This window comes from Enterococcus sp. DIV0213h, from assembly GCF_051711285.1.
GTDB lineage: Bacteria > Bacillota > Bacilli > Lactobacillales > Enterococcaceae > Enterococcus_D > Enterococcus_D casseliflavus.
Genome location: NZ_JBIOMH010000001.1, coordinates 1,254,959 through 1,279,304, shown reverse-complemented (window position 1 = coordinate 1,279,304; position 24,346 = coordinate 1,254,959). Strand labels below are relative to the sequence as shown.

Annotated in this window: 19 protein-coding genes; 11 read left to right on the top strand and 8 right to left on the bottom strand. The window is 46.4% G+C overall.

Annotated elements, in window-relative coordinates; all coding sequences use genetic code 11:
- Positions 1–139 precede the first annotated feature (139 nt).
- From IGI77_RS05790 to IGI77_RS05775, 4 genes are all read right to left on the bottom strand, one after another.
- Positions 140–1,531: a glycoside hydrolase family 1 protein gene (locus IGI77_RS05790; protein WP_142973779.1), complete on the bottom strand. Its 1,392-nt coding sequence runs from the start codon at positions 1,529–1,531 to the stop codon at positions 140–142.
- Positions 1,524–2,399: an ROK family protein gene (locus IGI77_RS05785; protein WP_081091708.1), complete on the bottom strand. Its 876-nt coding sequence runs from the start codon at positions 2,397–2,399 to the stop codon at positions 1,524–1,526. The genes IGI77_RS05790 and IGI77_RS05785 overlap by 8 nt, the downstream gene beginning before the upstream one ends.
- Positions 2,400–2,402: 3 nt before the next feature.
- A complete protein-coding gene (locus IGI77_RS05780) occupies positions 2,403–5,081 on the bottom strand; it encodes an alpha-mannosidase (RefSeq protein ID WP_438769671.1) in 2,679 nt (892 codons plus the stop codon).
- Between the two features lie 73 nt (positions 5,082–5,154).
- The gene (locus IGI77_RS05775; protein WP_015509307.1) at positions 5,155–6,444 is read right to left on the bottom strand and encodes a glycoside hydrolase family 125 protein; all 1,290 of its coding nucleotides are present in this window, start codon (positions 6,442–6,444) and stop codon (positions 5,155–5,157) included.
- A 155-nt stretch (positions 6,445–6,599) separates the two neighbouring features.
- On the opposite strand from IGI77_RS05775, the gene IGI77_RS05770 reads away from it, so the two are divergent.
- On the top strand, positions 6,600–7,652 hold the full coding sequence (locus IGI77_RS05770) for a GntR family transcriptional regulator (protein WP_010747776.1): 1,053 nt from the start codon (positions 6,600–6,602) through the stop codon (positions 7,650–7,652).
- Positions 7,653–7,657: 5 nt separating this feature from the next.
- Positions 7,658–9,808 carry a GH92 family glycosyl hydrolase gene (locus tag IGI77_RS05765; RefSeq protein WP_438769670.1) on the top strand — a complete coding sequence of 717 codons (2,151 nt, stop codon included), beginning with the start codon at positions 7,658–7,660 and terminating at the stop codon, positions 9,806–9,808.
- Positions 9,809–9,893: 85 nt separating this feature from the next.
- On the opposite strand, the gene IGI77_RS05760 is transcribed toward IGI77_RS05765, so the two are convergent.
- Positions 9,894–10,700: a Cof-type HAD-IIB family hydrolase gene (locus IGI77_RS05760; protein ID WP_159160308.1), complete on the bottom strand. Its 807-nt coding sequence runs from the start codon at positions 10,698–10,700 to the stop codon at positions 9,894–9,896.
- Between the two features lie 172 nt (positions 10,701–10,872).
- Between IGI77_RS05760 and IGI77_RS05755 the strand changes: the two genes are divergently transcribed.
- The 5 genes from IGI77_RS05755 to IGI77_RS05735 all read left to right on the top strand — a co-directional run bounded on the left by IGI77_RS05755 (position 10,873) and on the right by IGI77_RS05735 (position 18,058).
- Positions 10,873–11,868, top strand: coding sequence for an ROK family protein (locus IGI77_RS05755; RefSeq protein WP_005225505.1), 996 nt, complete (start codon positions 10,873–10,875; stop codon positions 11,866–11,868).
- Positions 11,869–11,905: 37 nt separating this feature from the next.
- Positions 11,906–13,747: an FAD/NAD(P)-binding protein gene (locus IGI77_RS05750; RefSeq protein WP_438769669.1), complete on the top strand. Its 1,842-nt coding sequence runs from the start codon at positions 11,906–11,908 to the stop codon at positions 13,745–13,747.
- 191 nt (positions 13,748–13,938) lie between these two features.
- Positions 13,939–14,877 (top strand): AAA family ATPase, encoded by a 939-nt coding sequence (locus IGI77_RS05745; protein ID WP_005225502.1) that lies wholly within the window; start codon positions 13,939–13,941, stop codon positions 14,875–14,877.
- A 2-nt stretch (positions 14,878–14,879) separates the two neighbouring features.
- Positions 14,880–15,923: a DUF58 domain-containing protein gene (locus IGI77_RS05740; protein ID WP_167822982.1), complete on the top strand. Its 1,044-nt coding sequence runs from the start codon at positions 14,880–14,882 to the stop codon at positions 15,921–15,923.
- Positions 15,920–18,058: a transglutaminase-like domain-containing protein gene (locus IGI77_RS05735; protein WP_438769668.1), complete on the top strand. Its 2,139-nt coding sequence runs from the start codon at positions 15,920–15,922 to the stop codon at positions 18,056–18,058. Before IGI77_RS05740 ends, IGI77_RS05735 begins: the two co-directional genes overlap by 4 nt.
- A gap of 58 nt (positions 18,059–18,116) precedes the next feature.
- On the opposite strand, the gene IGI77_RS05730 is transcribed toward IGI77_RS05735, so the two are convergent.
- Positions 18,117–20,780: a cation-translocating P-type ATPase gene (locus tag IGI77_RS05730; RefSeq protein ID WP_438769667.1), complete on the bottom strand. Its 2,664-nt coding sequence runs from the start codon at positions 20,778–20,780 to the stop codon at positions 18,117–18,119.
- A gap of 337 nt (positions 20,781–21,117) precedes the next feature.
- Here IGI77_RS05730 and IGI77_RS05725 point away from each other — a divergent pair, with 337 nt between their 5' ends.
- Positions 21,118–21,861, top strand: a complete 744-nt coding sequence (locus tag IGI77_RS05725) for an NADPH-dependent oxidoreductase (protein WP_005225498.1) — start codon at positions 21,118–21,120, stop codon at positions 21,859–21,861.
- Positions 21,862–21,980: 119 nt separating this feature from the next.
- On the opposite strand, the gene IGI77_RS05720 is transcribed toward IGI77_RS05725, so the two are convergent.
- Complete coding sequence (locus tag IGI77_RS05720) at positions 21,981–22,331, bottom strand: hypothetical protein (RefSeq protein WP_438769666.1); 351 nt, start codon at positions 22,329–22,331, stop codon at positions 21,981–21,983.
- A 159-nt stretch (positions 22,332–22,490) separates the two neighbouring features.
- Here IGI77_RS05720 and IGI77_RS05715 point away from each other — a divergent pair, with 159 nt between their 5' ends.
- Both IGI77_RS05715 and IGI77_RS05710 read left to right on the top strand, forming a co-directional pair.
- Positions 22,491–22,799: a DUF5960 family protein gene (locus IGI77_RS05715; protein WP_008378984.1), complete on the top strand. Its 309-nt coding sequence runs from the start codon at positions 22,491–22,493 to the stop codon at positions 22,797–22,799.
- Positions 22,800–22,927: 128 nt separating this feature from the next.
- On the top strand, positions 22,928–23,134 hold the full coding sequence (locus tag IGI77_RS05710) for a hypothetical protein (protein ID WP_015509297.1): 207 nt from the start codon (positions 22,928–22,930) through the stop codon (positions 23,132–23,134).
- 143 nt (positions 23,135–23,277) lie between these two features.
- On the opposite strand, the gene IGI77_RS05705 is transcribed toward IGI77_RS05710, so the two are convergent.
- A complete protein-coding gene (locus tag IGI77_RS05705) occupies positions 23,278–23,571 on the bottom strand; it encodes a hypothetical protein (protein WP_438769665.1) in 294 nt (97 codons plus the stop codon).
- A 311-nt stretch (positions 23,572–23,882) separates the two neighbouring features.
- On the opposite strand from IGI77_RS05705, the gene IGI77_RS05700 reads away from it, so the two are divergent.
- Positions 23,883–24,338, top strand: a complete 456-nt coding sequence (locus tag IGI77_RS05700) for a type II toxin-antitoxin system HicB family antitoxin (RefSeq protein WP_081116579.1) — start codon at positions 23,883–23,885, stop codon at positions 24,336–24,338.
- The last annotated feature ends 8 nt before the right edge of the window (positions 24,339–24,346 follow it).

Genomic DNA, 24,346 nt, shown 5'->3' with positions numbered 1-24,346 from the left:
AAAATAAGGAACAAACTAAAGATAAAATGAAACAAATTAAAGGTCTTTGTTTATATTTTGTTTTTATTCTCTAAAAACCTGAAAAACGTCCTACCTTTTGCAAGATAGGACGCTTCATTGATTTGTTTTTTATGAATGATCAGTCGACAAAACCGTTTTGTAGAATCACTTCGTGGAACCACTCACCAGACTTTTTGATGGTCCGTTTTTGGGTAGCCAAATCGACAGCAATAAACCCGTAACGATTTTTGAATTCATTCAGCCAAGACCAATTGTCCATGCAGGTCCACATGTGATACCCGCGGCACTGGCTGCCTTCTTGGATCGCTTGGTGAACATACCGCAAATGATCTTTGATAAAGGTGATGCGGTACTCATCTTGGATCTGACCGCTGGCATCGATAAAGCGTGTTTCATCTTCGACCCCCATGCCGTTTTCTGAAATATAACAGGGGATATTGCCGTAGTTGTCTCGTAGGTTGATCAAGGTATCATAGATGCCTCGTTCATAGATCTCCCAGCCTCGATGGGGATTGATTTTCTTTTCTGGCCAATCATACACATCGAAGTAATCTTCTGGCATTGGTGTGTCCGCTGTTTTGGCAGAACGCTTTTGCTGCACCCGCCGTGGCTGATAATAGTTGACCCCCAAGAGATCGACCGTGTTTTCTTTAATGATCTGCAAATCTTCTGCCCTGGTTTCTGGCATGATCGCCAACTCGTTTAAGACAGCGATCAATTCTACAGGAAAGGTGCCTTTGACCGCTGGATCTAAGAAGGATCGGTTAAAAAAGGCATCTGCCAGTTGCGCCGCTTGGACATCTTTTTCATCGTTCGGATCTTTCGGATAAGTCGGTGTCAAATTCAAGATGATGCCGATTTCGCCTGATTGCTGAGATTGACGGAAGCGTTGGATCGCTAAGGAGCTGGCGAGTGCTTCATGGTAGCCGACTTGCACCGCATGTGCCAAGTTGATTTCTGCTGGGTAATGCTGTTGATACAAATACCCCATCTCCACTGGCACGATCGGTTCATTTTGCGTGAACCAATGACGGACTTGATCACCGAACAACTCAAAACACAAAGCAGCATAATCTGCAAATGCTGTGACAGTCTCGCGATTGAGCCAGCCGCCTTCTTTTTGCAGTGCCATCGGCATATCAAAATGATACAAATTGATGAAGGGTTCGATACCATTTTCGATCAAAGTGGCGAAGTACTCGCGATAAAACGCCACCGCTTGTTGATTGACCGCTCCTCTTCCTTCTGGCAGCAAGCGACTCCACTGGATCGAGGTTCGAAAAGAATTAAAGCCGATCTCTTTCATCAACGCCACATCTTCTGGGTAACGCTGCAGCAGCTGGACGGTATCTTTTGGTCCCCGTTTTTGATAAAAACGTTCTGGCTCCGTTGCGTACCAATAGTCCCAAATCGAATCGCCTTTGCCATCATCGGCCGTTCGTCCTTCAGTTTGCGGACCGCTGGCAGCGGCTCCCCACCAAAAATCTTTAGGAAAATGCAGGTTAGTCATGGGCAGTCACCTGCTCTTTGCCTAACAAGAGACAGCCGATAATCCCGCTTTTGTTCGGCAAGCCCCAAGTGACGATGTAGTCTTCCACTGGTGGTGTCTCCATATAGCCTGCCATTTGTTTTTGGAAGGCTTGTTGGATTTGAGCGAGTAGATGCGGCTGATTCATGACCCCACCGCCTAAAATGATTTTCTCAGGTGCTAAGGTCAACGTGATATTGACCAGCGCTTGCCCTAGATAAAAGGCCTGCAACCCCCAAATCTCGTGCGCTTGCGGCAAGTCTTGTCCTTTGATCCCCGTACGTCCTTCTAAAGAAGGCCCTGCGGCTAATCCTTCCAGACAGTCGCCGTGATACGGGCAGGTGCCAGCATACGTATCTTCACTGTGGCGTTTGACATAGGTATGACCGATTTCTGGATGACCGATCCCCTCGAAAATCTTTCCTTCACGAACGACTCCTGCGCCAATGCCGGTTCCTACTGTCAAATAGACACAACTGTCTTTGCCTTGCGCCGCTCCTTGGCGTAATTCCCCATAAGCGGCAGCATTGACATCTGTTGTCCAAGCAAATGCTGTCTCTGGGTAGCGCTTCTTCAATGCACCGAGAAAATCGAACTGCTGCCAGCCCTGTTTCGGCGTCGCTAGTATGTGGCCATAGGTCGCTTGGGTTGGATCGATCCCGATCGGACCAAAGGAACCGACCCCTAATGACACGAGATCGTAGGGATCGAAAAAGGCAAAGATCGCCGCTAAGGTTTCCTCTGGTGTTGTCGTTGGGATCGACTCTTGGGCGATGATCGTCAGCTGGTCATCGGCAACGGCACAAATCATTTTTGTGCCGCCGGCTTCAATTCCTCCATAAACCATCATTACTCACTCCTTTACTCCAATGGTACGAATTTCATATGGGTGTAATTGCTCATTGACGGTCGATGCTTGTTCTTCCTCTAAAAGGTTCAACAGACAGAGCGTCGCCTGCTCTTTTTGCACGTGAAAGGCAGTGGCTTGATCCGCCAAATTATAGCCCCGCAAAACGATCTGCTGGTCTTGGCGATTGCGTTTTAAGGCGGTGATAGCTACCGTCGTTCCATGAGCTTCCATATATTGGTTGCTGCTGGCTAGCTTGCCTTGATGCTTGTCGGTCTGACTTGCCGTCCAAGGAACTTGGGCAGCTTGTGCTTGGCGATACGTTTCATAACGTTCTTCAGGAGCCCCATGACAGGCTACGCCGTATTCAAAGGTGTGGCTGCCTAAGCATTGCGCTTCTGGTGTTGGGAAGTAGCCCCAATCGCCTAGCTCTCCCGTACAGCGCAACAAGGTCAAGCAGATCTGATCCTTCACGATTTCATATTCGTTCAAACCAAAATTAGAAACCGTCATGCCGCTAGTTTCATCATGCAAGTTGACAAAGGCGTGCTGATGCTGCGGATTTGTTGGGTTTTCCCAATGACTGGAAACCTGATTCGGCCGTTTTACGACTTCATAAATGCTGTCAGCTTCATGGAAATCCGTGATGATCCCTGTTGGGAATAACACTCGCAGTCGGTGATCTTTGCTTTGGTTGTTGACGGTGGTTTTAAATGCCAGGCGGTTGCTGGTTCGTTCTAAACGGATCTCCGTCTCGATCTTGAAAGCAACCAATTCTTGACTCCGCTGTGCCTTACGGAAACGGAAATCGACGACAGCTTTTTGTTCTTCTAACAAACGGTCATCTGCTGAAACGGGAATCTGCAATTCTTGCGTCAGTCGCACGATCCCCACCAGTGGATCGTTTTGTTCGATCGTCACGTGATGCGGAAATTGTGTCGATAAGATTGCTTGATCCCCTTCTGGTTGTTTGAAGATGTACTCATTGGCGATATCCCCCACATCCTCGAAAACCAGTAAATTGCGATACGTTTTTTGGGTTGCTTTGTCTGTAATCGTCAAGCTGCCGTTTTCAGTAATGACGGCTTCCAAATGTGCGTTGGCAAGTTTGCGCCCTCCTTCTGAAACGATCGGGGCGCTCTCTAATGGCGTAGCGGCTTTTTCTACTAGGGCAAAGGTCTGCCATGAAAATTCTGGCAACTGGTTTGCTTCAACTTGGACCTTGACAAAGCGTTTCATGAAAGGAATCCGAAAAGCATCTTTAGGCAATTCATAGTCAAAAAGGACCTCTTCTTCACTGATGATCGCAGCAACAGGGTTCCCCTGTTCATCGATCACCGAATAAGAACCTTTTGGCTTCGCCAACAATTCGTGGTAAAGCTTGCTTGGCAATCCTTCACGGAATGTTTTACGCTCAAGTTCGATCACGACTTCCACTAAACCAGAACGGGTGCTGCCAGTGGTGTTGAAGACCACGAAGGGGCGACTCTCCTCAGGAAACTGGCTCGTGTCGATGGCGGCTACTAAATTGCGTAACGCTTCATCTGCCACGAACTTGCCGATTTCATTGGCTTTTTCAAAGCGCGGCATCATTTCTCGGTGTACTTCGTCCACTGAACAGCCGCAGATACTGTCGTGAGGATGATTTTGCATCAGGGTTTTCCACGCATGATCCAACATATCGTGAGGATAGCTGCCGCTTGCTTCATAAGCCATAGTTGCTAATGGCTCCGCAACATTTTCTAATTGGCGGGAAACCTTTGTATTCCATTGTTTTAGATAAACTCGGGAAGAGGCGGTATTGGCTAGAGTATACCAACCATCGGTTTCTTGACTGGTCAATTCACCTGTGACAGTTCCTAGGTCATCTGGCAGATCTGCTTGCACCGCTTCAAGGTATTCGGTAAAGCTGGCGTGTTTGAATTCATACTCTGGGAAAAGCTCGTTGGCTGTACGAATCGCTGCCGAAATATCTTTTTGGACGGGTTGATGATCGACCCCATTCATCATTAAGTAATGATTGGTGGCTCCAAATTTTTCTACATCTTGCAGTTTTTGTGTCCAAAAAGCTTTGGCTTCTGCTTTATCCACTGGAATCTCATTGCCATTGGAGTACCAGTTGGCAAAAAGTAGACCAAAGATTTGACTGCCATCTGGACCTTCCCAATGCATTTCAGAATATTGGGAAGTAAATTGATCATCAGGTAAAACTTCGTTGTCAAAGCCGATCGGTTTGACGCCACGCCCAAATGCAGCACTTTCAAGATTGGCTTGTAGCATCATTTGCGGAGTTTGTCCCATATTGCCGAAGGTATCTGGGAAATACCCCAACATAACGGGGGTGCCCCACTTTTTGCTTTCTGCCATTCCAATCAGCATATTACGGGTGTTTGATTCGGCACTGATCAAAAAGTCATCTTGCAAAATATAAAACGGACCGATCTGTAATTTCCCTTGTTTGATGGCCGCTTTGACCGCCTCGCGTTTTTCAGGCCGCACTTCTAAATAGTCATCCAAGATGATCGTCTGTCCATCTAGATGGAAGCTGTGGAACTCAGGGTCATTTTCAATTAATTCTAAAAGATCATCCATCAATTCCACTAGCCGCATGTGATGCTGTTCGTAAGGCATGTACCATTCCCGATCCCAGTGGCTGTGTGAGATGATATAAACTTGTTTCTTCATTGATTTTTACTCCTCGCTGTTTGCGTCGTTGGACTGCTTTTTGTGTCACTCGAATGGTGGTGGGTCGTGCTGCTTATTTTTCCACTCGGATATCGAAATAATCCATGACCAATTCACAAAACATCATGTTCGCCCACGAGAACCATTCTCTCGTGTATTGCGAAGGATCATCGACATCGAACCCTTCATGCATCAAATTTGTACCCGCATCTGTCGCCACTAACTGATCCAAAATTCGTTTCTTTTCTTCTTTGTCAGTGGTGGTCATCCCTTCCATTGCCATGGCGATCGGCCACACATAATTTTCTGGTGTATGAGAGCTACCAATGCCTTTGGCGTATTTCCCTTCATAGAAATACGGATTTTCACTGCTCAACAACGTTTTACGGGTTTGAAGATAAAGGGGATCTTCCATGCTGCCATACCCCAAGTAAGGGGCGGCGATCAAATTCGGCACATTGCTGTCATCCATTAGGGTGCCATTGCCGAATCCATCCACTTCATAGGCGTAGACTTCTTCGCCAGCTTGGTTCGTGGTCAACCCATATGCTTTAATCCCTGCTTCGATGTCTGCTTGTAATTTTTTCGCTTGTGCCACGATCGCTGCGTCTTCTAAAACCGTCGTAAAGATTTCTTGGATATAGCCTAAGACCACCACCGCAAACATATTGGAGGGAATCAAATAGCCGTATTTGCAGGCATCATCACTTGGTCGAAAGCCTGACCAAGTCAAGCCGACGGGTTTCACTGGTGCGCCTTTGCCGTCATGAGTCAAGGTATCTTCTTTTCGCCAGGTATCCCGTTCAAAGCGATATGGAGACTCCTCATGGTTTTGTTCTGTCACAAACACCTCCAAGGCCTTTTTGATGCCTGTTACAAAATCATCATTGAACTGATCGGTTCTGCCTGTGTTTTTATATAGCAGATAGGCCAGTTGGATCGGATAGCATAGAGAGTCGATCTCATATTTGCGTTCCCAGATCCAATCGTTCATTTCAGTATCGTCTGTTTGGTGGCCAGCGCCATTGGCTGATTCGTTAAAGGCATTTGCGTAAGGATCGATCGTAATATAGTAGAATTGCTTTTTAACTAACCCGCTGATCATGCTTGCTAAGTCTTCATCTTCTTTGGCGATCACCAAATATGGGCGAACTTGTGCAGTGGAATCTCGCAGCCACATGGCTGGAATATCCCCCGTCAGTAAAAAGGTCGTGCCATCCTCATGACGCTTGACCGTCGTTAATAGTGTATTGGCAAAGGCTGCGTTAAAATTTTTCGCCCAATCGGCATGCGTTTCTCCGCATAGATCCGTAATCGTTTCCATAAATGTTGCTACTGAAGTTGGTATTTCTTTATAAACCATTCCATCACCTTCCCTGATTTGATATATCAATTTACGAACCTAGTATATCATGAATTATCTGAATGTCTAGCGCTTTTCCAAAATAATTAAAGGGTTTTCATTTTTATTAGTTTATGGTATGCTAACAAATATGATATATCAAAAGGGGTTTTCTTATGAAACAACCATTATATAAAAAAATTTACGCGGAGCTTCACGAAGCCATCGTTGAAGGGCGATTAGCGCCTGGCAGTCGTGTCCCTACTGAAAAAGAACTATCTGAACAATACCAAGTCAGTCGGATCACCTCTAAAAGAGCCTTGACGGAACTGGAACAAAATCAGCTGATCTATCGCGTGCAAGGCAGCGGCAGCTTTGTCCGAGAATTGAAGGAAAAAAAAGCGACTGGACGAATTTTGTTTGTCTTGCCCTTTGCCAATGATCTCTCTTTAGGAAACTTTACCGAAGGCATTTACCCCGTGATGCAAGAACACGGCTTTGAACTTTTGATGACACCAGTGGATTATTTGGAAAAAACGACGGCAGCTGAGCTGATGCAAGAATTCGACGGCCTGATCTATTACGCCAGCAATACGTTTTCTTACTATGACTTGCTGTTCGAATGTGCTGAAAAGCACTTTCCTATCGTGACCTTAGATAAAAAGTTGCATGAGTTTAATTTTCCAGCGGTGATGCCAGATAACTTTCAAGGTGGACAGCTAGCCACAGAGCATTTACTTGCGTTGGGGCATCACCGGATCGCTTATATTTTTGGTGATACCCATCATCCGCAATCCGTCCGTCAGCGTTATCTAGGTTACATCGATGCGCTGAAAAAAGCCCAAAGAACCTTTCGCACCAAGCTCGACGACACGGCTGCCAGCATCGCAAATGCGCTTGCCTACTTGGAAGAACATCAGGTCACGGCAGCCGTCTGTGAAAATGACTTGATCGCCATTGAATTGATGCGTGCTTTGCGCCAAGCAGATTTGCACGTCCCTGCCAACATTTCCCTAGTTGGTTTCGATAATATCCAAGCCGCAGCCCTCGTTGATCCAGCACTAACGACTATCGGGCAGAATTTTGCCGAGATGGGGCGCTTGGCAGGAAACCAAGTGATTGAGAAAATCAACGCTGCGAAGGCAGCAACACCAGTACCAACGGAGACGACCACCCATCTAGTGGCGGTTTCTTTGATCAAAAGAGAATCAACCCAATTAAAGGAGTGAACCAAGTGAACGTATCAATGATCGACACACGACACGGAACAGACAACCAATATAGTTTTTCCCACGGCAACTGCCTGCCTTATACAGGGGTTCCTTTTGGCATGAACTACTTTGCCCCGCAAACCAGCGATCAACGCGGCAGTTGGTGGTTTCATCCAGAAGATCGAACCTTTCAGGGCTTTCGCATCACCCATCAGCCTAGCCCATGGATGGGAGATTTCAGCCATCTGACGATGCTGCCGATAAACGGCACGCTTTCTGAAAATACCCTTTTCCATGCGCAAAGCTCGTATCGTCCCGAAGAAAGCACCTTTAATCCAGCCTTTCTTAAAATCAAGACGCAGCGGTATTTAACAACAACGACTTTGATCCCCAGTATGTATGGCGGTGTGCTGACTATTGAAAACTGCGGGGATCAGCCAGGTCTTGGCTTGTCACTGCCGGGTGACTACGTCTTAGAACAGGTGGATGAACAAACAGTGGCTGGTCAACTGATCGTATTTTCAGGGTGCGAAGATGAACGCTTCACCTTCCATTTCGTCTATCGTTTTGAAACACCCATCACGGCGATCGAAGGTGCCTTGACAGGCAAAGAAGCCTTCGTCGTTCTCCGCTTTGGGGCTTGCCAAACACAAACAATCCGTTTTGCGACCTCGTTTCTCAGTCGCGAACAAGCTTGTTTGAACTTGCAACGGGAACAGCAATGGGCTCCTGCCGATTATCTGGCTTCTGTCCAACAGCAATGGAATCATTTTTTGCAAAAAATCGAGATCGAGCATCACGATCAAACACAAGTTTCTACTTTTTATCATAATTTTTATCGCTTATTCTTGTTTCCTCAAACCTTCTTCGAAATCGACCAAGAGGGCCGCAAAATGCATTGGGATACCTTGGCAAAAGCAATCAAACCAGGACCACTGTATACAAACAACGGCTTTTGGGATACGTATAAAACTGTCTACCCGCTCTTTTCACTCTTGGCTGTCGAACAATTGGAAGACATGCTGGAAGGCTTTTTGAACAGTTATCGCGAAAGCGGCTTTTTACCAAAATGGCTATCGCCAGATGAGCGTGGATTGATGCCAGGGACGCTGATCGATGCCGTGATCGCTGATACCGCAGTAAAAGGCATTCGTCCTGATTTGATGCCCGAATTTTTAGCAGCGATGAAAAAAGGCGCCACCGTCCAAAGTGAAAATCCCAATTATGGTCGGCGCGGCACGACGGACTATTTGACTTATGGGTATGTGCCATTGACGCATCATGAATCGGTCAATCACACCCTTGATTATTGTTACAGTGATTTTTGTATCTCACAAGTCGCGCAACAGCTGGGTGACGAGCAAGCAGACTATTATCAGCAGCAATCGCAAAACTACCGCAACATTTTCGATCAGGAAACTGGCTTTATGCGGGCAAAAGATCCCGATGGTGCCTTTCGTCCAGAATTCAGTGACATACGCTGGGGCTTAGATTATGCAGAAGGCAGTGCGTGGCAAAGCAGTTTTGCTGTTTACCATGATTTCGCTGGCTTGATCGCCGAACACGGCGGCAAAGCGGCCTTTGAAGCAAAACTGATCGACTTGTGCAATCAAGAACCTCGCTATACGACAGAAGGCTACGGCTTTGAGATCCATGAAATGAGCGAGATGGCCGCACTCGATTTTGGTCAGCTGGCGATCTCCAATCAGCCAAGCTTCCACTATCCGTATCTATTCAGCTATTTGGGCAAACCAGAAATGGCACAGCCCTTGATCAAGCAGCTATTGACACAATGCTTCAATGACTCGCCCAAAGGCTTTCCTGGCGATGAAGACAACGGTAGCATGGCTGGTTGGTACATTTTCAACTCCTTGGGCTTTTATCCAGTCACACCAGGGACGGGGGAATATGTCATCGGCATGCCATTATTTGATCAAGCAACACTACATCTTGCTTCAGGCAAAGACTTAGTGATCAAGAGCACGCCCAATGCGCCGCAACAGCTCTTCGTGGATAAAATCACATTGAACGAAGAACCCTTCGAGCGATTGTTTTTCACCCACCAAGAATTGACTGCCGGTGGTACATTGAACTTCCAGCTAGGAATCGTCCCTCGCAGCAAAGAGTGGTCAGCCGATGCCTATCCTTATAGCGTCAGTCAACCACATGCATAACGAAAAAACCGCTCCTTAGCAACAGGCAGCACTCTACTTTCAGTCAAATGAAAGTACGTGCTATCCCTGCTAGGGAGCGGTTTTTTTATTGGTTCATTTGTAGCGGTAACAGACGTTCGATGGTTTTCAGCACGCCATTTTCATCGTTTGACTTGGTCACAAACGCTGCCGCTGCCTTGACTTCCTCAAAGGCATTGCTCATGGCGAAACTAAACGTGCCAGCTGCCATCAACTCCAAATCGTTCAAGCCATCGCCGAAAACCATTGTCTCTTCTGGTGTGACGTGCAGCAATTCTTGCAAGTGTGCCACAGTCGTTCCTTTGTGGACGCCTTGATTGGTGATATCGATCCAAGCGGCTTCCGAAGCCACGATGTAGGCGTCGTTTGTAAACTCACCTAACTGTTGGACATGCTCAAAGCAACGTAGTTTGGGATCAAAAATAGTGAGCTTCACAAAATCTTCGGTGATGGTTTGATAGTCCGCCACCGTTTTGACCACCCGATAAGAGCCGCGAACTTTCTGGGCATCTGCTTCATTGGTCGTTTCGGCAATGTACGCCGCAGTCGGTGTACAGGCGATGATCACATGATCTTGCGCAATCGCAGCGAGCTTCGCAATGATCCGTCGCCCTAATTCGTTTGGCAGCAGTGATTCAAAGATGTATTCGCCTTGATGTTTGATGCGGGTCGCGCTATCCCCAAGAATCCAAACATCCGCTGCTGCTTCACCAAACAGTTCTTCCACTCGTTCACACTGTTTGCCGGTACACGCAGCAAAAGCAACACCCGCTTCTTTCATTTGTTGGCTGACTTGTTCATAATAAGGCCGATCAAAACTGCCTTGGCTGTTCAAAAATGTGCCGTCTAAATCTGTGATGACTAATTTGATCATACGTTTCTCTTCCCCTCTACCTCGTGTCCTCTTTATGGCGAATCACTTAATTAACATTGTTAATTAAGTATACTTATTTTCAAGTTTTCCGTCAAGTCAGTCTTTTAAAAACTTTACATCGTTTCATCCCATCGGTATACTTAATTAAATCACTTCATTAAGGAGAACACCTATGGCTTCTACCACCCATTCCATTCGCCAGCAAAACAAACAGCTGGTTTTAAAAACCTTATTTCAAAACGGGGCATTATTCGCCTCCGATTTAGTAAAGAAAACCGGCATCAGCATGGTCACCACTAACTCATTATTAAAAGAATTGTTGGCAGAGGAAGAAATCACTAAAGGTCCGCTGGAGCAAAAAGAGCTAGGGCGGCCTGCTGTGACCTATCAGCTCAACCAAGACCGAGGCCATTCTCTTTTGCTTAGCTTTATTGATCACGATGGTTCCTTGGCTCTTTGGTCCATGCTGATCGACCGCAAGGGGAAGGTTTTGGCAAAACACGACCAGCCGTTTCCTGATGTTGCCCCTCATCGCTTTCAAGAATGTGTAACGAACGAGCTAGCATTATTTCCCTCTGTGGAACAGATCGCCCTCTTTTTACCAGGAAAAATCAGTGGAGGAACCGTGACTTCCAGCTGGTATGAAAAATTCAATGGCTGGCAGCTGGCAGCTCTCGTGGCAGAGGTCACTGCACTGCCCTTCTACTGTCAAAACGATGCCCATATTTTAACGATCGGCTATTGCATCGCCCAACAGATCTCTTTGCAGCAAACCATCGTCGGCATGTACAATCCCGAAAAAAGCATGCCTGGTATCACGCTCCTGGTCAATGGTGCGCTTTTAGAAGGAAAAGATGCCCTAGCGGGAGAGGCAAAATTTTTGCCCGGCTACTTGGACCAAGGGGCACCGCAAGACCGCACGGCTTTGGTTCAGCGCCTGACAAGCTTACTGCCATTTTACAATGCAGCTTTTGCCCCCCACTGTATTATTTTAGCCAGCAGTGATGCAGTAAAAACCGATCTCTTAGACGCGATCCAAAAAAATCCATTGCTGCAGCAACAACCCAATCAGCCTGCTTTCCATTATATCGATGCTATCGAGGAAGCCATGGTGCTAGGCATGCACTGGCTTATTTTCCGCAAGACACCTTTTGACTTAGCCCGTTGATGACACAAAGACCATAGAATAATTGAGGCGGTGTGATATGAAAATAGCTATCATTGGTGCTGGTCCTCGTGGACTTTCACTTTCAGAACGACTGATCGCTCATAGCAAACAAAACAAACAAGCCATCGACTTGCTGCTGTTTGATCCCTTTCTTCCTGGGGCAGTTTGGCGCACGGACCAATCGGCGGATCTGCTATTGAATTCTGTAACCAGTCAAGTCACCCTTTTCACGGATGACACATTAAGCACCGGCGGTCCCGTGGTCAAAGGACCTACCTTATACGAATGGGCAGTGACAGAAGGGAAACATTTCGCAGCCACGCATGCTCCTGAGCTCGTTGCGGAATGCACAGCACTTGATTCACTTGATCCTAACGGGCATTGCTCGCGGGCGTTATATGGCCTCTATCAGCAGTGGTTTTATCAGCAGCTATTAAAAGAGCTGCCTGAATCCATTACCGTCAACCATCTGTCAGACAGTGTCAGCTCCTTGACCCATCTTTCCAAAAATCGCTACCAGTTGACGACGGCTCACCACACATTTCTTGTTGATGCCGTCGTCTTAGCTACAGGCCATTCACAAGCCCAACTGTCAGCAGCAGAACAACGATTGGCGGCGGCCGCAGAAAATAATGGCTGGTTTTATGCACCGCCAGCCAATGCGGCAGATACGGATCTAACGGCGGTGAAAGCTGGCGAACCTGTGATTTTACGGGGACTAGGACTTGCCTTTTACGATTACGTCACCCGCTTGACCAGCGGTCGGGGCGGCACCTTCGTCAAAGTCAATGGATCCCTCGTCTATCAACCTTCTGGTGAAGAACCACAAATCATCGCAGGTTCTCGTCGGGGTGTCCCGTATCATCCTCGTGGCCGCAATCAAAAAACACCGACGCAGCAGCGAAAGCCCGTTTTTTTGACCCCTGAACGCCTCGCTGCTTGGCAAGCAGCCAAAACGGTTGCTGGCAAGACCCTGCTCTTCTATTTAAAAAAAGAGGCAGAACTCGTCTATTATCAGACGCTGCTTTTAGAAAAACAGCTGCTGGACAAAGATCAGCTTGCCGCTTTTACCGCCGCCTTTGTTGCCTCTGAAGGATCTGAAGACTTGCTGAAAAAATGGCAGCTTCCTACGACGGAGTGGTGGTCATGGCAACAACTAGCCGACCCCTTTGCTCAGAAAAAGCAACAGTCGTTGCAAGACTTTTTCATTGCACTATTACGTACCCAAATCCAAGATGCCGAAAAAGGCAATCTAACAGGACCTATCAGCAGTGCCTTGGAAGTCTTCAAAGACCTGCGGGACCCGATTCGGTTTGTTCTCGATCATCAGCTAATGCCAGTACAAGACTTGAAAACACTCTTTTGGCAGTCTTTCGTTCCCTTGAACAGCTTTTTATCGATCGGTCCGCCAGTTAGGCGCCTTCAGGAACTGGTGGCATTGATGGAAGCGGGAGTGGTGACCTTACTAGGTCCTGACATGACCGTTGAGATCGAGGAGGCTTACTGTACGTATTCAAAGCGATTTGACGACACACGCTATCACGCGACGCAACTAATTGAGGCTCGCATTCCATCGACAGCGATTCGTCGAACCAACAATTCCTTGTTGCGGCAACTGCTAAACGATCGGATTATTCACCCGCACCAGTTGGCGATCCCCAATGAGGTGCCTTTTGAGACGGGTGCGATCGCCATCGATCCTGAGACCAATCAGATCCTTGGACCAGATGACCGCCCTTACCCTACCCTCTATTGTTTTGGGATTCCCACAGAAGGCATCCACTGGCTGACGGCTGCCACTGCTCAGCCAGGAACCGATGCTTGGAATTTACGGCAGGCGGACCAGATCGCCGCTGACCTCTTGCACCACACCTTCTAGTCGCTTCTGTTCTATCAAACGCAAACTTCCGAGGAAACGCTTCGGAAGTTTTTTGTTTTTCTTTCGCAAATCCGCAGAAAGGATTTCTCTTTTTTGAATATTCTTGAAATTTTCTTTAATTGTTACACGAAAATTGCGACAGTCCTAGAAAACCGTTACAATGGAAGAAACGAACGTAGGGAGGTTATCAGATGACCGCTGAATTACAAAAAATAGATGCCTTGATCGCAGAAGTGGAAAAAGTGATTTTAGGCAAACGAGATGTGATCCAATTTACCGTGGCTGCGCTGCTTGCTGGCGGACACGTTTTATTCGAAGATATCCCTGGTGTTGGGAAAACGATGTTGGTCAAATCGTTAGCCAAAGCCATTCAAAGTGACTACAAACGGGTACAGTTTACCCCAGACCTTTTACCTAACGATGTGTTAGGTGTGTCGATTTTTAATTCCCAAAGCCACCAGTTCGAGTTTCGTCCTGGCCCGATCTTCACCTCCGTCCTCTTGGCAGATGAGATCAACCGAACCACACCAAGGACGCAAGCCTCACTCTTAGAAGCCATGTCAGAAAATCATGTCACCATCGACAATCAAACGTACCCATTGAGTCCCCACTTTTTTGTTTTAGCCACGCAAAATCCAATCGAGTATGAAGGAACGTATCCTTTGCCTGAAGCCCAATTGGATCGTTTTTTGTTCCGCCTGCATATCGGTTACCCAGATTTTCAAGATGAGCTCGCCCTCTTGACTGGAAAACGACAGCAAAGCTTGGATCAGATCCAAACCATTTTACATGCTGATGAAGTGACCGCTTTAAAAGCGATGGTCGATGACGTGTATGTCGATGAGCGGGTCGCCCGTTACGCATTGCAGCTGGTTCAAGCGAGCCGTCAGCATAATGCCATTGACCTTGGTATCAGCCCTCGTGGTGGGATCGCCTTCTTAAAAGGGGCCAAAGCGTTAGCATTGACGGAAGGTCGGACCTTTGTCACGCCGCAAGACTTGCAGCGAATTTTACCAGCAGTCTTCGGTCATCGTTTATTACTGAAAGGTGGCGTTCATGCCAGCACGGAGACCCTTTCAGACTTGATGAAACAGATGATCCAACGAGTGCCTGTCCCAACGAGGAGATAGCGATGAAGAAAAAGAAGCTTGAACGCCTGCTGCGCCTCCTGTTGTTTAGCGCTGCCTATTTTCTGCTGCTGGCTTACTGTGTGATCTTCAATAATAATGCTGGCTGGAGCCTTTGGTTTTTACTGACTTTGTTATTGTTGCTTGATGCAGTATTCTTGCTCCCCTCCCTCAAGAAGGTTCAAATCATTTTAGAAGAATCGATCCAAGCTGAAACACACACAGCGATCACCTTACCGCTGCAAGTCTTCAAGTATCGCCCGACGCTGCTGCCGCTGGTCGATTTCACCTTACAGTTTGACGATCGTTTCAAGGAAAGTCATCACAGCGCCTTTTATCGAGGCAATCTGATTCGGCTGCAGCTGCCTTGGACCCCAAAGGAGCGAGGCATCTATGAAGAATTGCCCGTTCAATTGTACAGCCATGATCTCTTTGGCTTTTTTGAAAAAAGCTACGCTGCAGTTGCGAAACAATCGATTTTGATCCTGCCTAAATTGGCGCCAGAAGCCGTTACCCTGCTGCCATTTTTTAAACAGCAAGTCCGCAGCCAAACCCACGGAGAACCCAATTTTTCTATTCGACAGTTCCGTCAATACCAGTTAGGGGATTCCTTAAAAAATATCGATTGGAAATTATCCAGCAAACAACAGGAATTGATCTATCGCGAACGAGAACATGAAGAAGAACAAGACATCGTTCTGCTCTTTTGGGGAGAAGATCATCCTGCTTTTGAAGAGACTTTGACACTGTTTTATTCGATCCACCATTTCTCGCAAAATCAACGACTTTTTCAGCCGCTCTTGATTGGTGACGGATTGACTTCTCCTTACCAAACGGATGCCGCTGCCTATGCCCAGATCCTTCCCTTCGAGAAAGTTCCTGAAGGGGTACCGCTTTTGACTGGCAGCCATCTTGTCTTCATTACCCCGGTTTTTACCCCACAACTGGAAGACTACCTCAGTCAGTTGGAAGCAAAAAACAGCTGCCAAGTGTTTACCTACGCTGATTTAATGAGGCAGTTGAATAAACTTGAGGAGGCGGTAGGATGAGATTTATTAAGAAAGCGCTGATTGGTCTTCTGACCTTTCTCAGTCTATCACTGGTGATCTTGCCGTTTATCGCAGTTTATGACCTTGGCAATCAGTTCACCCTTTTAACTTATGCCTTTAGTGTCTGTTTGATTTTGACCGTGGTGCCGAAAGTCCGTTACAGTTTGCCTTTGCTGGCAGCCGCTTGGCTGATCGTCTTGTATCGGATCTTTCCTTATGGGACTGCCTTTTCTTTTGATTGGCTGCTGCGTTTTTGGCTAGACCTGCACCGTGCCTTTCAAGAGATCCTCAGCGGTGAAGTCGGCTATATCACCGAACTGGCGGCGGTGACATTGATCGTTAGTTGGGTTTTGTTTTTAGCGATCTTACCGATCGCATATCAACGCTTTTTCTTGATTTACGCTACCATGATCGGCTACTTGCTAACAGTCGTGATTTTTAATCAATTTGATCTGACGTGGCATTTGATGGGTATTTTTCTTTGTGCCTTGGCTTCTTCACTGATCCAGCGCAGCGTCTTTCAATCCAGTCAAACGATCGCTCCCTGGTTCGCTGTGATGCTATTGATTGGTGGATTAGCCGTCACTGCTGTCTACTTGCCGCAAACGAGCCTGCGGGAACAGTTGGCAGCCCGTTCCACGCCTGTACGGACAAATCTGAATCAGCTGGGTTTTTATCAATTTATTGAAGAACATGGCACGCCCAGCGGCTCTCGCACTGGATTCAGTGAAAACGACCGTCAATTAGGCGGACCACTACTGGATGATGCGACGATTTTATTTGAAGCGCAACAAGAAACCCCGCATTACTGGCGGGTGGAAAGCAAAGATTTTTATTCTGGTAAGGGCTGGATCAGTACGAGCCGCGAAGAGGCTCGCTTAGAAGCAGAGGCTGTCACGATCGCGGATCAAAGCTATCAGCAAGCCTATCTTGAGAACGAGTCTGTTCGGGTCCAATTTCAAAACCATGGAGACTATGTCCCATTGCCCTATGGACGCAGCACGTTGTCCCTTGAAAACGGTGCTCGCGGTTTTCAGATCAGCGACGCCATCCAGCGGGTCGATCTCATTGATCCACTCCCAGACACCACCTTGACCCTCGATTGGGACCATCCAGATTTTGCCGCAGAAAATCTCCAAAATCTGCCTTTGATCTATCCGGATTCTCCGATCGATTATATCCAGTTACCCGATTCTTTGCCGCAGCGGGTACGAGATCTCGCAGCTGAGATCACCGCTGACAGCAACAGTCTGTTTGATCAAGTCACGGCGGTTGAAAGCTATTTGAAAGATCCGCTCGTATTCCGCTATTCCAAAACCGATGCCGTCGTGCCTGCAGAAGAGCAAGATTATGTTGATCAATTTTTATTTGAATCACAAGTCGGCTACTGCGACAATTTTTCCACGGCAATGGTCGTGCTACTACGGAGTTTAGAGATCCCTGCTCGCTGGGCAAAAGGCTTTTCTCCTGGATCTCCTGCAACAGAAAACGGCATTACTACCTATACCGTTCGCAACTTGAATGCCCACTCATGGGTGGAAGTCTACTTTGACGGCTACGGTTGGGTACCTTTTGAACCGACCCCTAGTTTCCAAAATCCAGATCGTCCCGTGTTGACTCAAGAATCTACTAGCTCCGAAGAAACACCGACCGCTAGCAGCGAAACAACACCATCGAGCAGCAGGGAAACAGAAAGCAGCGAAACCACGACCAGCAGTTCTGCAACAGCCGCGGTTACCGATGACGTTTGGTTGACTGAGGAGTTGAAACAAACGCTGCGCAATGGCTTCTTTGGAGGCTTAGCTATCCTAGGACTTGGCCTACTTTTCTATTTCCGCCATTCGTTTTTCCGTATTCATTTATGGTTGATCTGCCGCTTTACCAAACAGCCGCTAGTTGCTGCCTATCCTTTGTTTTTACGGCAAACGACGAAAGTTCTGTACCGTAACGAGGCGGAGCCGTTGATCGATTATGCCCAACGACTCGAAGCATTCTATCCACTGTTCCATGGTGATTTTATCCGCTTGACGCAGCAATACGAAGCCTACCTTTACAGCCAAGAACAGCCGGCTGGTCAAGAAGCCTTCTTGAAGCAAGTCGCTGCCCAAATCAGTCAGCTGAAAAAAATCAACTAAGCAGTGAGGATAAACGACAAAAAAACGTATCGATCAATCGATCGATACGTTTTTTGCTTTAGGCGTTTCCTTGACGTTTTTGAACGGCAATAATAATCAGTTTCGTGATTTCCATCAAAACAACTGCCACAGCAGCCATTGCGATACATAGACCGACATGTCCTAAAGTGAAGGTTGCTGGAATCGCAAAGACTTCACGGATGCCAGGAATCAAGGTAATGCTGTATAGTCCACCACAAACGACGATCGCCAACCATACCATTTTATTGGCAAAAAGGCCAGCTTGCCAAGCAGTCTCAGTGTTTGAGCGTGCTGGTAATGTTTGCAATGTTCGGCTCCAGATAAGTGTTGAGAAGGCCATCGCAACACCTAATTCAGGTGATTGGTTCATTCCTAACCATTGTGCCAAAATCACGACAGCGGCAATCAAAATACCACGATACGTTACTGAGATCAATGTTTTTCCAGTGAAGATACCAGCATTTGGATCTCTTGGCTGGCGCTGCATGATCGTTGGTTCGGCTTTTTCCATTCCTAGAGCAATCGCTGGTAATGAGTCGTTGACTAGGTTGATAAAGAGCAGCTGCAAGGCAGTAAATGGATTGTCCCAACCCATCACTAAGGCAAAGACGATCGCAATGATCGCACCTAAGTTTCCAGCAAACAAATACGAAATAGCTTTTTTGATGTTGTCAAAGACGTTTCGGCCAACTTCTACGGCACGAATGATCGAGGCAAAGTTGTCATCCGTCAAGACCATCGCCGCTGCGTCTTTGGCAACGTCCGTTCCGGTTCCCATTGCGATCCCGATATCCGCTTGTTTCAAGGCGGGTGCATCATTGACCCCATCCCCGGTCATGGCAGAGATCTTGCCTTTGTCTTGCCAAGCCCGCACGATACGGATTTTGTTTTCTGGCGAAACACGAGCATAGACTGTGATTTTGTCTAATTGATCCGCTAGTTCGGTTTCAGAAAGAGCATCCAATTCCGTACCGGTCAAGGCTAAGTCGCCCTCGGCTGAAATACCGATCTCTTGTGCGATCGCCACGGCTGTCGTTTTGTGGTCCCCTGTGATCATTACTGTTTTGATACCAGCAGATTTAGCATCCGCTACGGCTTGTTTGACTTCTTTACGAGGAGGATCGATCATCGCCATCAAACCAACCAAAATCAGCTCGTTTTCATCTTCAAGTGTCAATTCTCGTGATTGGGCATCGGTCAATGGACGGTAAGCAAACGCCAAGACCCGTAATGCCCGTTTTGAGAATTCTTCGTTTTGATGTTGTAATTTCTGCTTGATTTCATCTGTTAAAGGCACGACTTGATCATCGATCAAGACTTTGGTACTGCGCCCAAAGACGATGTCTGGCCCACCTTTGGTCAACAATAAATGTTCGCCATCGATCTCATGTAAGGTAGACATCAATTTACGATCAGAATCGAAAGGCAATTCTTGCAAACGAGGAAACTGTTGACGAATCGCCCGATAAGGCTGATTTAGTTTCTCACTGTAATCCAGAAAAGCAATTTCAGTAGGGTCTCCTAGCTTCGCCCCATCTTCACTGATGGCAGCATCATTGGCCAAGACACTGATCTCTACTAAGCGTTTTTCAGGCAATGTCCAGGTAGTTGGCTCATCGGAGAACGTGCCCGTTTGCCCATTTGGTAAATAGTAGTCAACAACGGTCATTTTGTTTTGGGTCAAAGTCCCGGTCTTATCGGTACAAACGATACTCGTTGAACCCAATGTCTCAACCGCTGGTAGTTTTCGAATGATGGCATGACGCTTCGCCATTTGTTTTGTTCCGATCGAAAGAACGATCGTCACGATCGATTGCAAGGCTTCTGGAATCGCTGCAACGGCTACGGCTACCGCAAACATAAAGGCGTTGACTAAGTCTTGTGTCATATCACCTGTTCCGTCACCTAAGAACAACCGTGCGACTTGAACCCCTAAAATAATCAATGAAAGGACTAAGATCGCCAAGCTCAGTTTTTTACTGAAGCTGTCTAATCCTCTTTGCAATGGTGTTTTGTGTTCAACTGTACTTTCCAATAAGCCAGCCACTTGACCGATTTCCGTCACATTACCAGTCGCAGTTACGATAAACCGACCACGTCCATAAGTGACGATCGTTCCACTGAAGACCATGTTGTCACGGTCGCCGATCGGTGCGGTACGATCGATCTCACCTAATTCTTTTTCCGCTGGCGTTGATTCCCCAGTCAGCATTCCTTCATCGACCTTCAAAGAACCCTCTTCGATCAATCGACCATCTGCTGGTACATAGTCCCCAGCTTCTAAAATAACGATATCGCCGACAACCAATTCTTTCGCCAGCACACTTTGTTCTTTGCCATCCCGAATGACGTTTGCATCTGGTGCCGACAAGCTTTTCAAAGCGTCTAACGACCCTTCGGCTTTTTTCGTTTGAATCACACTGACGACGGAATTCAACAAGAGTACTGCGAAGATAACGATCGACTCAACGTGGGCACCCATAACCATTTGGATGATTGCCACGATCAGCAAGACGATCACCATCGCATCTTTGAAGGTATCTAAGAATAAGGCAAAGCTAGATTTCTTAGGTGCTTCCTTCAGCTGGTTCAAGCCATTTTCTAACCGCTTGGCTGCCTCTTGCTGCGTCAACCCCTCTGGACTACTCTGGACCTCTGCCATAATTTCCGAGATTTCTTTTTGATACATTTCTTTCGCCAATTTTTTTGCCCCTTTTAATTTTATTTTCCTTAGGCACTCTGCTAGAAAAAAAGAGACCTAAGACAAGTATACGCTTGTCTTAGGTCTCACCATTTCAAATAATACCAGAAAGCTGTCGCCAGCTTACTTACTGTTGATATTATCGCAGCTTGCGCCACCGGTTACTCCCCTAAGGAATAATAATAAGAATGTATCATTATCATAACGGAAACTTTTGTGCTTGGCAACTATAAAACATCAATTTGAAAATTTTTTGAAAACATTCTTTTTGTTCCCATTCCTTTTTTTCTGTTACACTAAGGAAGAAAGAAATTTGTACGTTACAGGAGGAAAAACGATGGATCTTTTTGATACTTTTACCCGCCATAGCTCTGTCCGAGATTTTCAACCCCGGCCACTATCAAAGGAACTCAAGCAAAAATTAGTAACGGTTGCCCAGAGCGGTTCCAGTTCGAACTTTGTTCAAGCCTATTCGATCATTGAGGTCAGTGATCCTGAAAAACTGGCTGCCATCGAAGAAATTGCCGGTGCCCCAAATTACATCACTCGAACGGGCGTCTTCTATCTTTTTGTCGCCGACTTACATAAACACCAGCAGCTGCTGACCCAAGCAGGGGTGCCTGATACCCACTTAACCACGATGGAACCATTTATAGTGTCTGTCGTTGATACGACCATCGCTGCCCAAAATATGGTAGCTTACGCTGAAGCACAAGACTTAGGAATTTGTTACATCGGCGGCATCCGCAATGATTTGCCTCGTATCGCAGAACTTGTCGGCTTACCAAAATTGACGTTTCCGTTATTCGGTTTAACGATCGGCTATCCGCAACACAGAAATGAGCCGAAAGTCCGCTTGCCCCAAGAAGCGATCGTAAGTGTCGATCAGTATCAACCGCTGACGCAGGAGCAAACAGCTCAGTACAACCAAACGACAGAAGCCTATTATGCACAGCGCAGCAGCAATCAACAGCAAACCAATTGGCAAACGAAAATGACGGAATTTTTCCGTGAACCGCGACGTCCAGATGTCGCTGCCTTTATGAAGCAACAAGGCTTCTCAGACCACTTCGGTGAATGAGGACACTAATTTCCACGGGAAAATAAAAAACGATCTTTGGCAAGGAATCTTGTCAGGATCGTTTTTTGCTTAGTGTAAAAAATCAGGTTCAGGCGGCTCTTGTATCTTTGTCATGCTAATTAACGTGCGGCTTCTTGTGCGGCTTCGTTGACGGCAACTGCCTGCTCACATTTTTCCATTAATGCTACTAACGCTTTATCTAACACTGCTTCATTTTCGGAGGTTCGCTGACTGATTTGCGACATAGGCTGCGCCGCAAGATCCAGCAAATAGGTAGGGATTGCTTCTTTTTCAGCAAAAGTGCCCTTGATCAGCGGCTGGTAGACAGACTCGCCACAGGGTCCGATTTTGATAAAGGCTAGTTCGAACTGCGCCTTCCCTGACAAACGCAACCGATAGACCCCTTCTTTGGTCAGCAGTTTTTCATCGGCAAAGCGTGCCTGTAATCGTGTGAAACGTTCGTAATCCATGGTATCTGCTCCTTTTGATTCCTTCTTTTCTCTAGTGTAGCAAATTTCTTGTTAGCAAAACATCTTTTTCATAGAGAACGCCTCCTTTTTCCTCGCTCGGTGATTTTTCACTTTACAAGCAGAACAAATGTTCGTATAATTCAAGTGAGGTGAATGTGTATGCCAGCTGCAAAAATCGCTTATGCAAAACAAGAAACCTATGCATTTGAAAAACACTATTATGAATTGGTAAACTTTCCCACACCAGTGGCGCTTTTGTTTGATGAATTCGCACTGACGATGGAGCGCAATCAAAAATCGTATATTGCGATCCCCGCGCGCTATTCCGTCTTAAAGGTTCCGCTCGTCTTTGTTTTTCGACTAGAGACTAAGGATGCGCCTGTTTATTATTATGAGCACGTACTCGCTGAAAATAAGATCATTCGCCGCTACAACCCCGAGCGTAACTATTTGCCCGGCGGAAGATAGACCAATGGTTCAACCCGTTTGCTATACTTAGCGGTTGCACTCTCCTGATGCATATCACTGAGCAGCAGTTCGAATATTTGTCATCCAAACGAAACCCCTCTACACTAAAAAGAAAGGGGTTTTTCACAATGACGAAAAAACCGCCGCAAACGTCTGAAGAAAAGGAAGCCGCTTCTAACAATATGGGACTGGGGATCGGTGTCGGAATGGCATTAGGTGCTGCGTTTGGGATGCTGTTTTTTGACAATCTAGCATTAGGCATGGGTTTAGGCATCGCACTAGGGGTAGCGATCGGTGCAGGCATGGATCAAAAAAGCAGCAAAGACAAGAAATAGCTGTAGCAAGGAGCTGTGTTTATCTGTTACAGCTTGCTGCCCAGTAAATACCAAAAAAGCCTAGGTTCTGCACTTGTTGTGCAGGACCTAGGCTTTTTTGCTACTTCGAGCAATATTCTCGAAAGCAGCTGCTTCACAGTTGGTTACAGCAGATTTCTTTTCGCCATTTCTGCGCGATACAGTTCATAGACCGCATCACTTTGCTTTGCATGGCTGCGGTAAAAGAGCCCATAAGAGAAAATCGCTTGGAAATTGCTTCCTTGATTTGCTCGTGCTACAGCGTGGTACAAATTCGCCAACTGCTGATCAGACAGCTTCCCGCTTTTGATTCGTTTGGCAACTGCTTTTTGGGAAAGGGTAAATAAAATCGTCGTAAATACTTGATAAACCACCCAAATCGCCAGAATAACCAAAATGAATTTCACTAAATCAGGCATCACTTTTCAACTCCTTACAAAAAGTAAATCATTCGGATGATTTGATGTCAATAACAAAATATAACATTTTCATTAATAATAGACACAAAGATTTTTAAATTACCACAAAAGATGATGTTCTTTCAATCATCAGAATTTCTGAATTGATACTCTCCTCTTAAAAAAATATTGCCTATTGTTCAGTATTTATGACACTGGTACAATAAAAAAAGCAACAACTCTTGCTTAAGACTACTAGGTACTAGTGAAAAATAAGAGCGCTACCATTGCAATCAGATCTGTAGAGAATCGCGAAAAAGGAGTTGTACACTATGTTAGCAAGTTACCCTGCATTGTTTTATTACACCGATACAGACGAAAGCGAAGTGAAGTATTTTATTTCTTTTCCTGATTTTCCTGAGCAAGTCGGCACTCAAGGCTTAGACATCGCCGATGCTTTATTCATGGCATCCGATTGGCTCGGAATCGTTTTGGCAGATTGTATTGAAAATAATCGGGAGATTCCGCTCTCTACCCCCATTAATTGTTTATCACTGGAAGCGAATAATCCGTTTATAGACGATTTAGATTTTGAATTCGATTACGACAAAGAAAAATCATTTCTATCGATGGTCCTTGTTGATGTTTCAGAATATTTAGAGAATCAAACCTTCGTCGAGAAAAAACTGGCGATTCCTCAATGGGCGGATAAACTAGGACGAACTATGCATTTAGATTTTTCAGAAATCCTCACTGACGCAATCCTAAAGAAAAAATGTAAAGACTGATTGCTTCT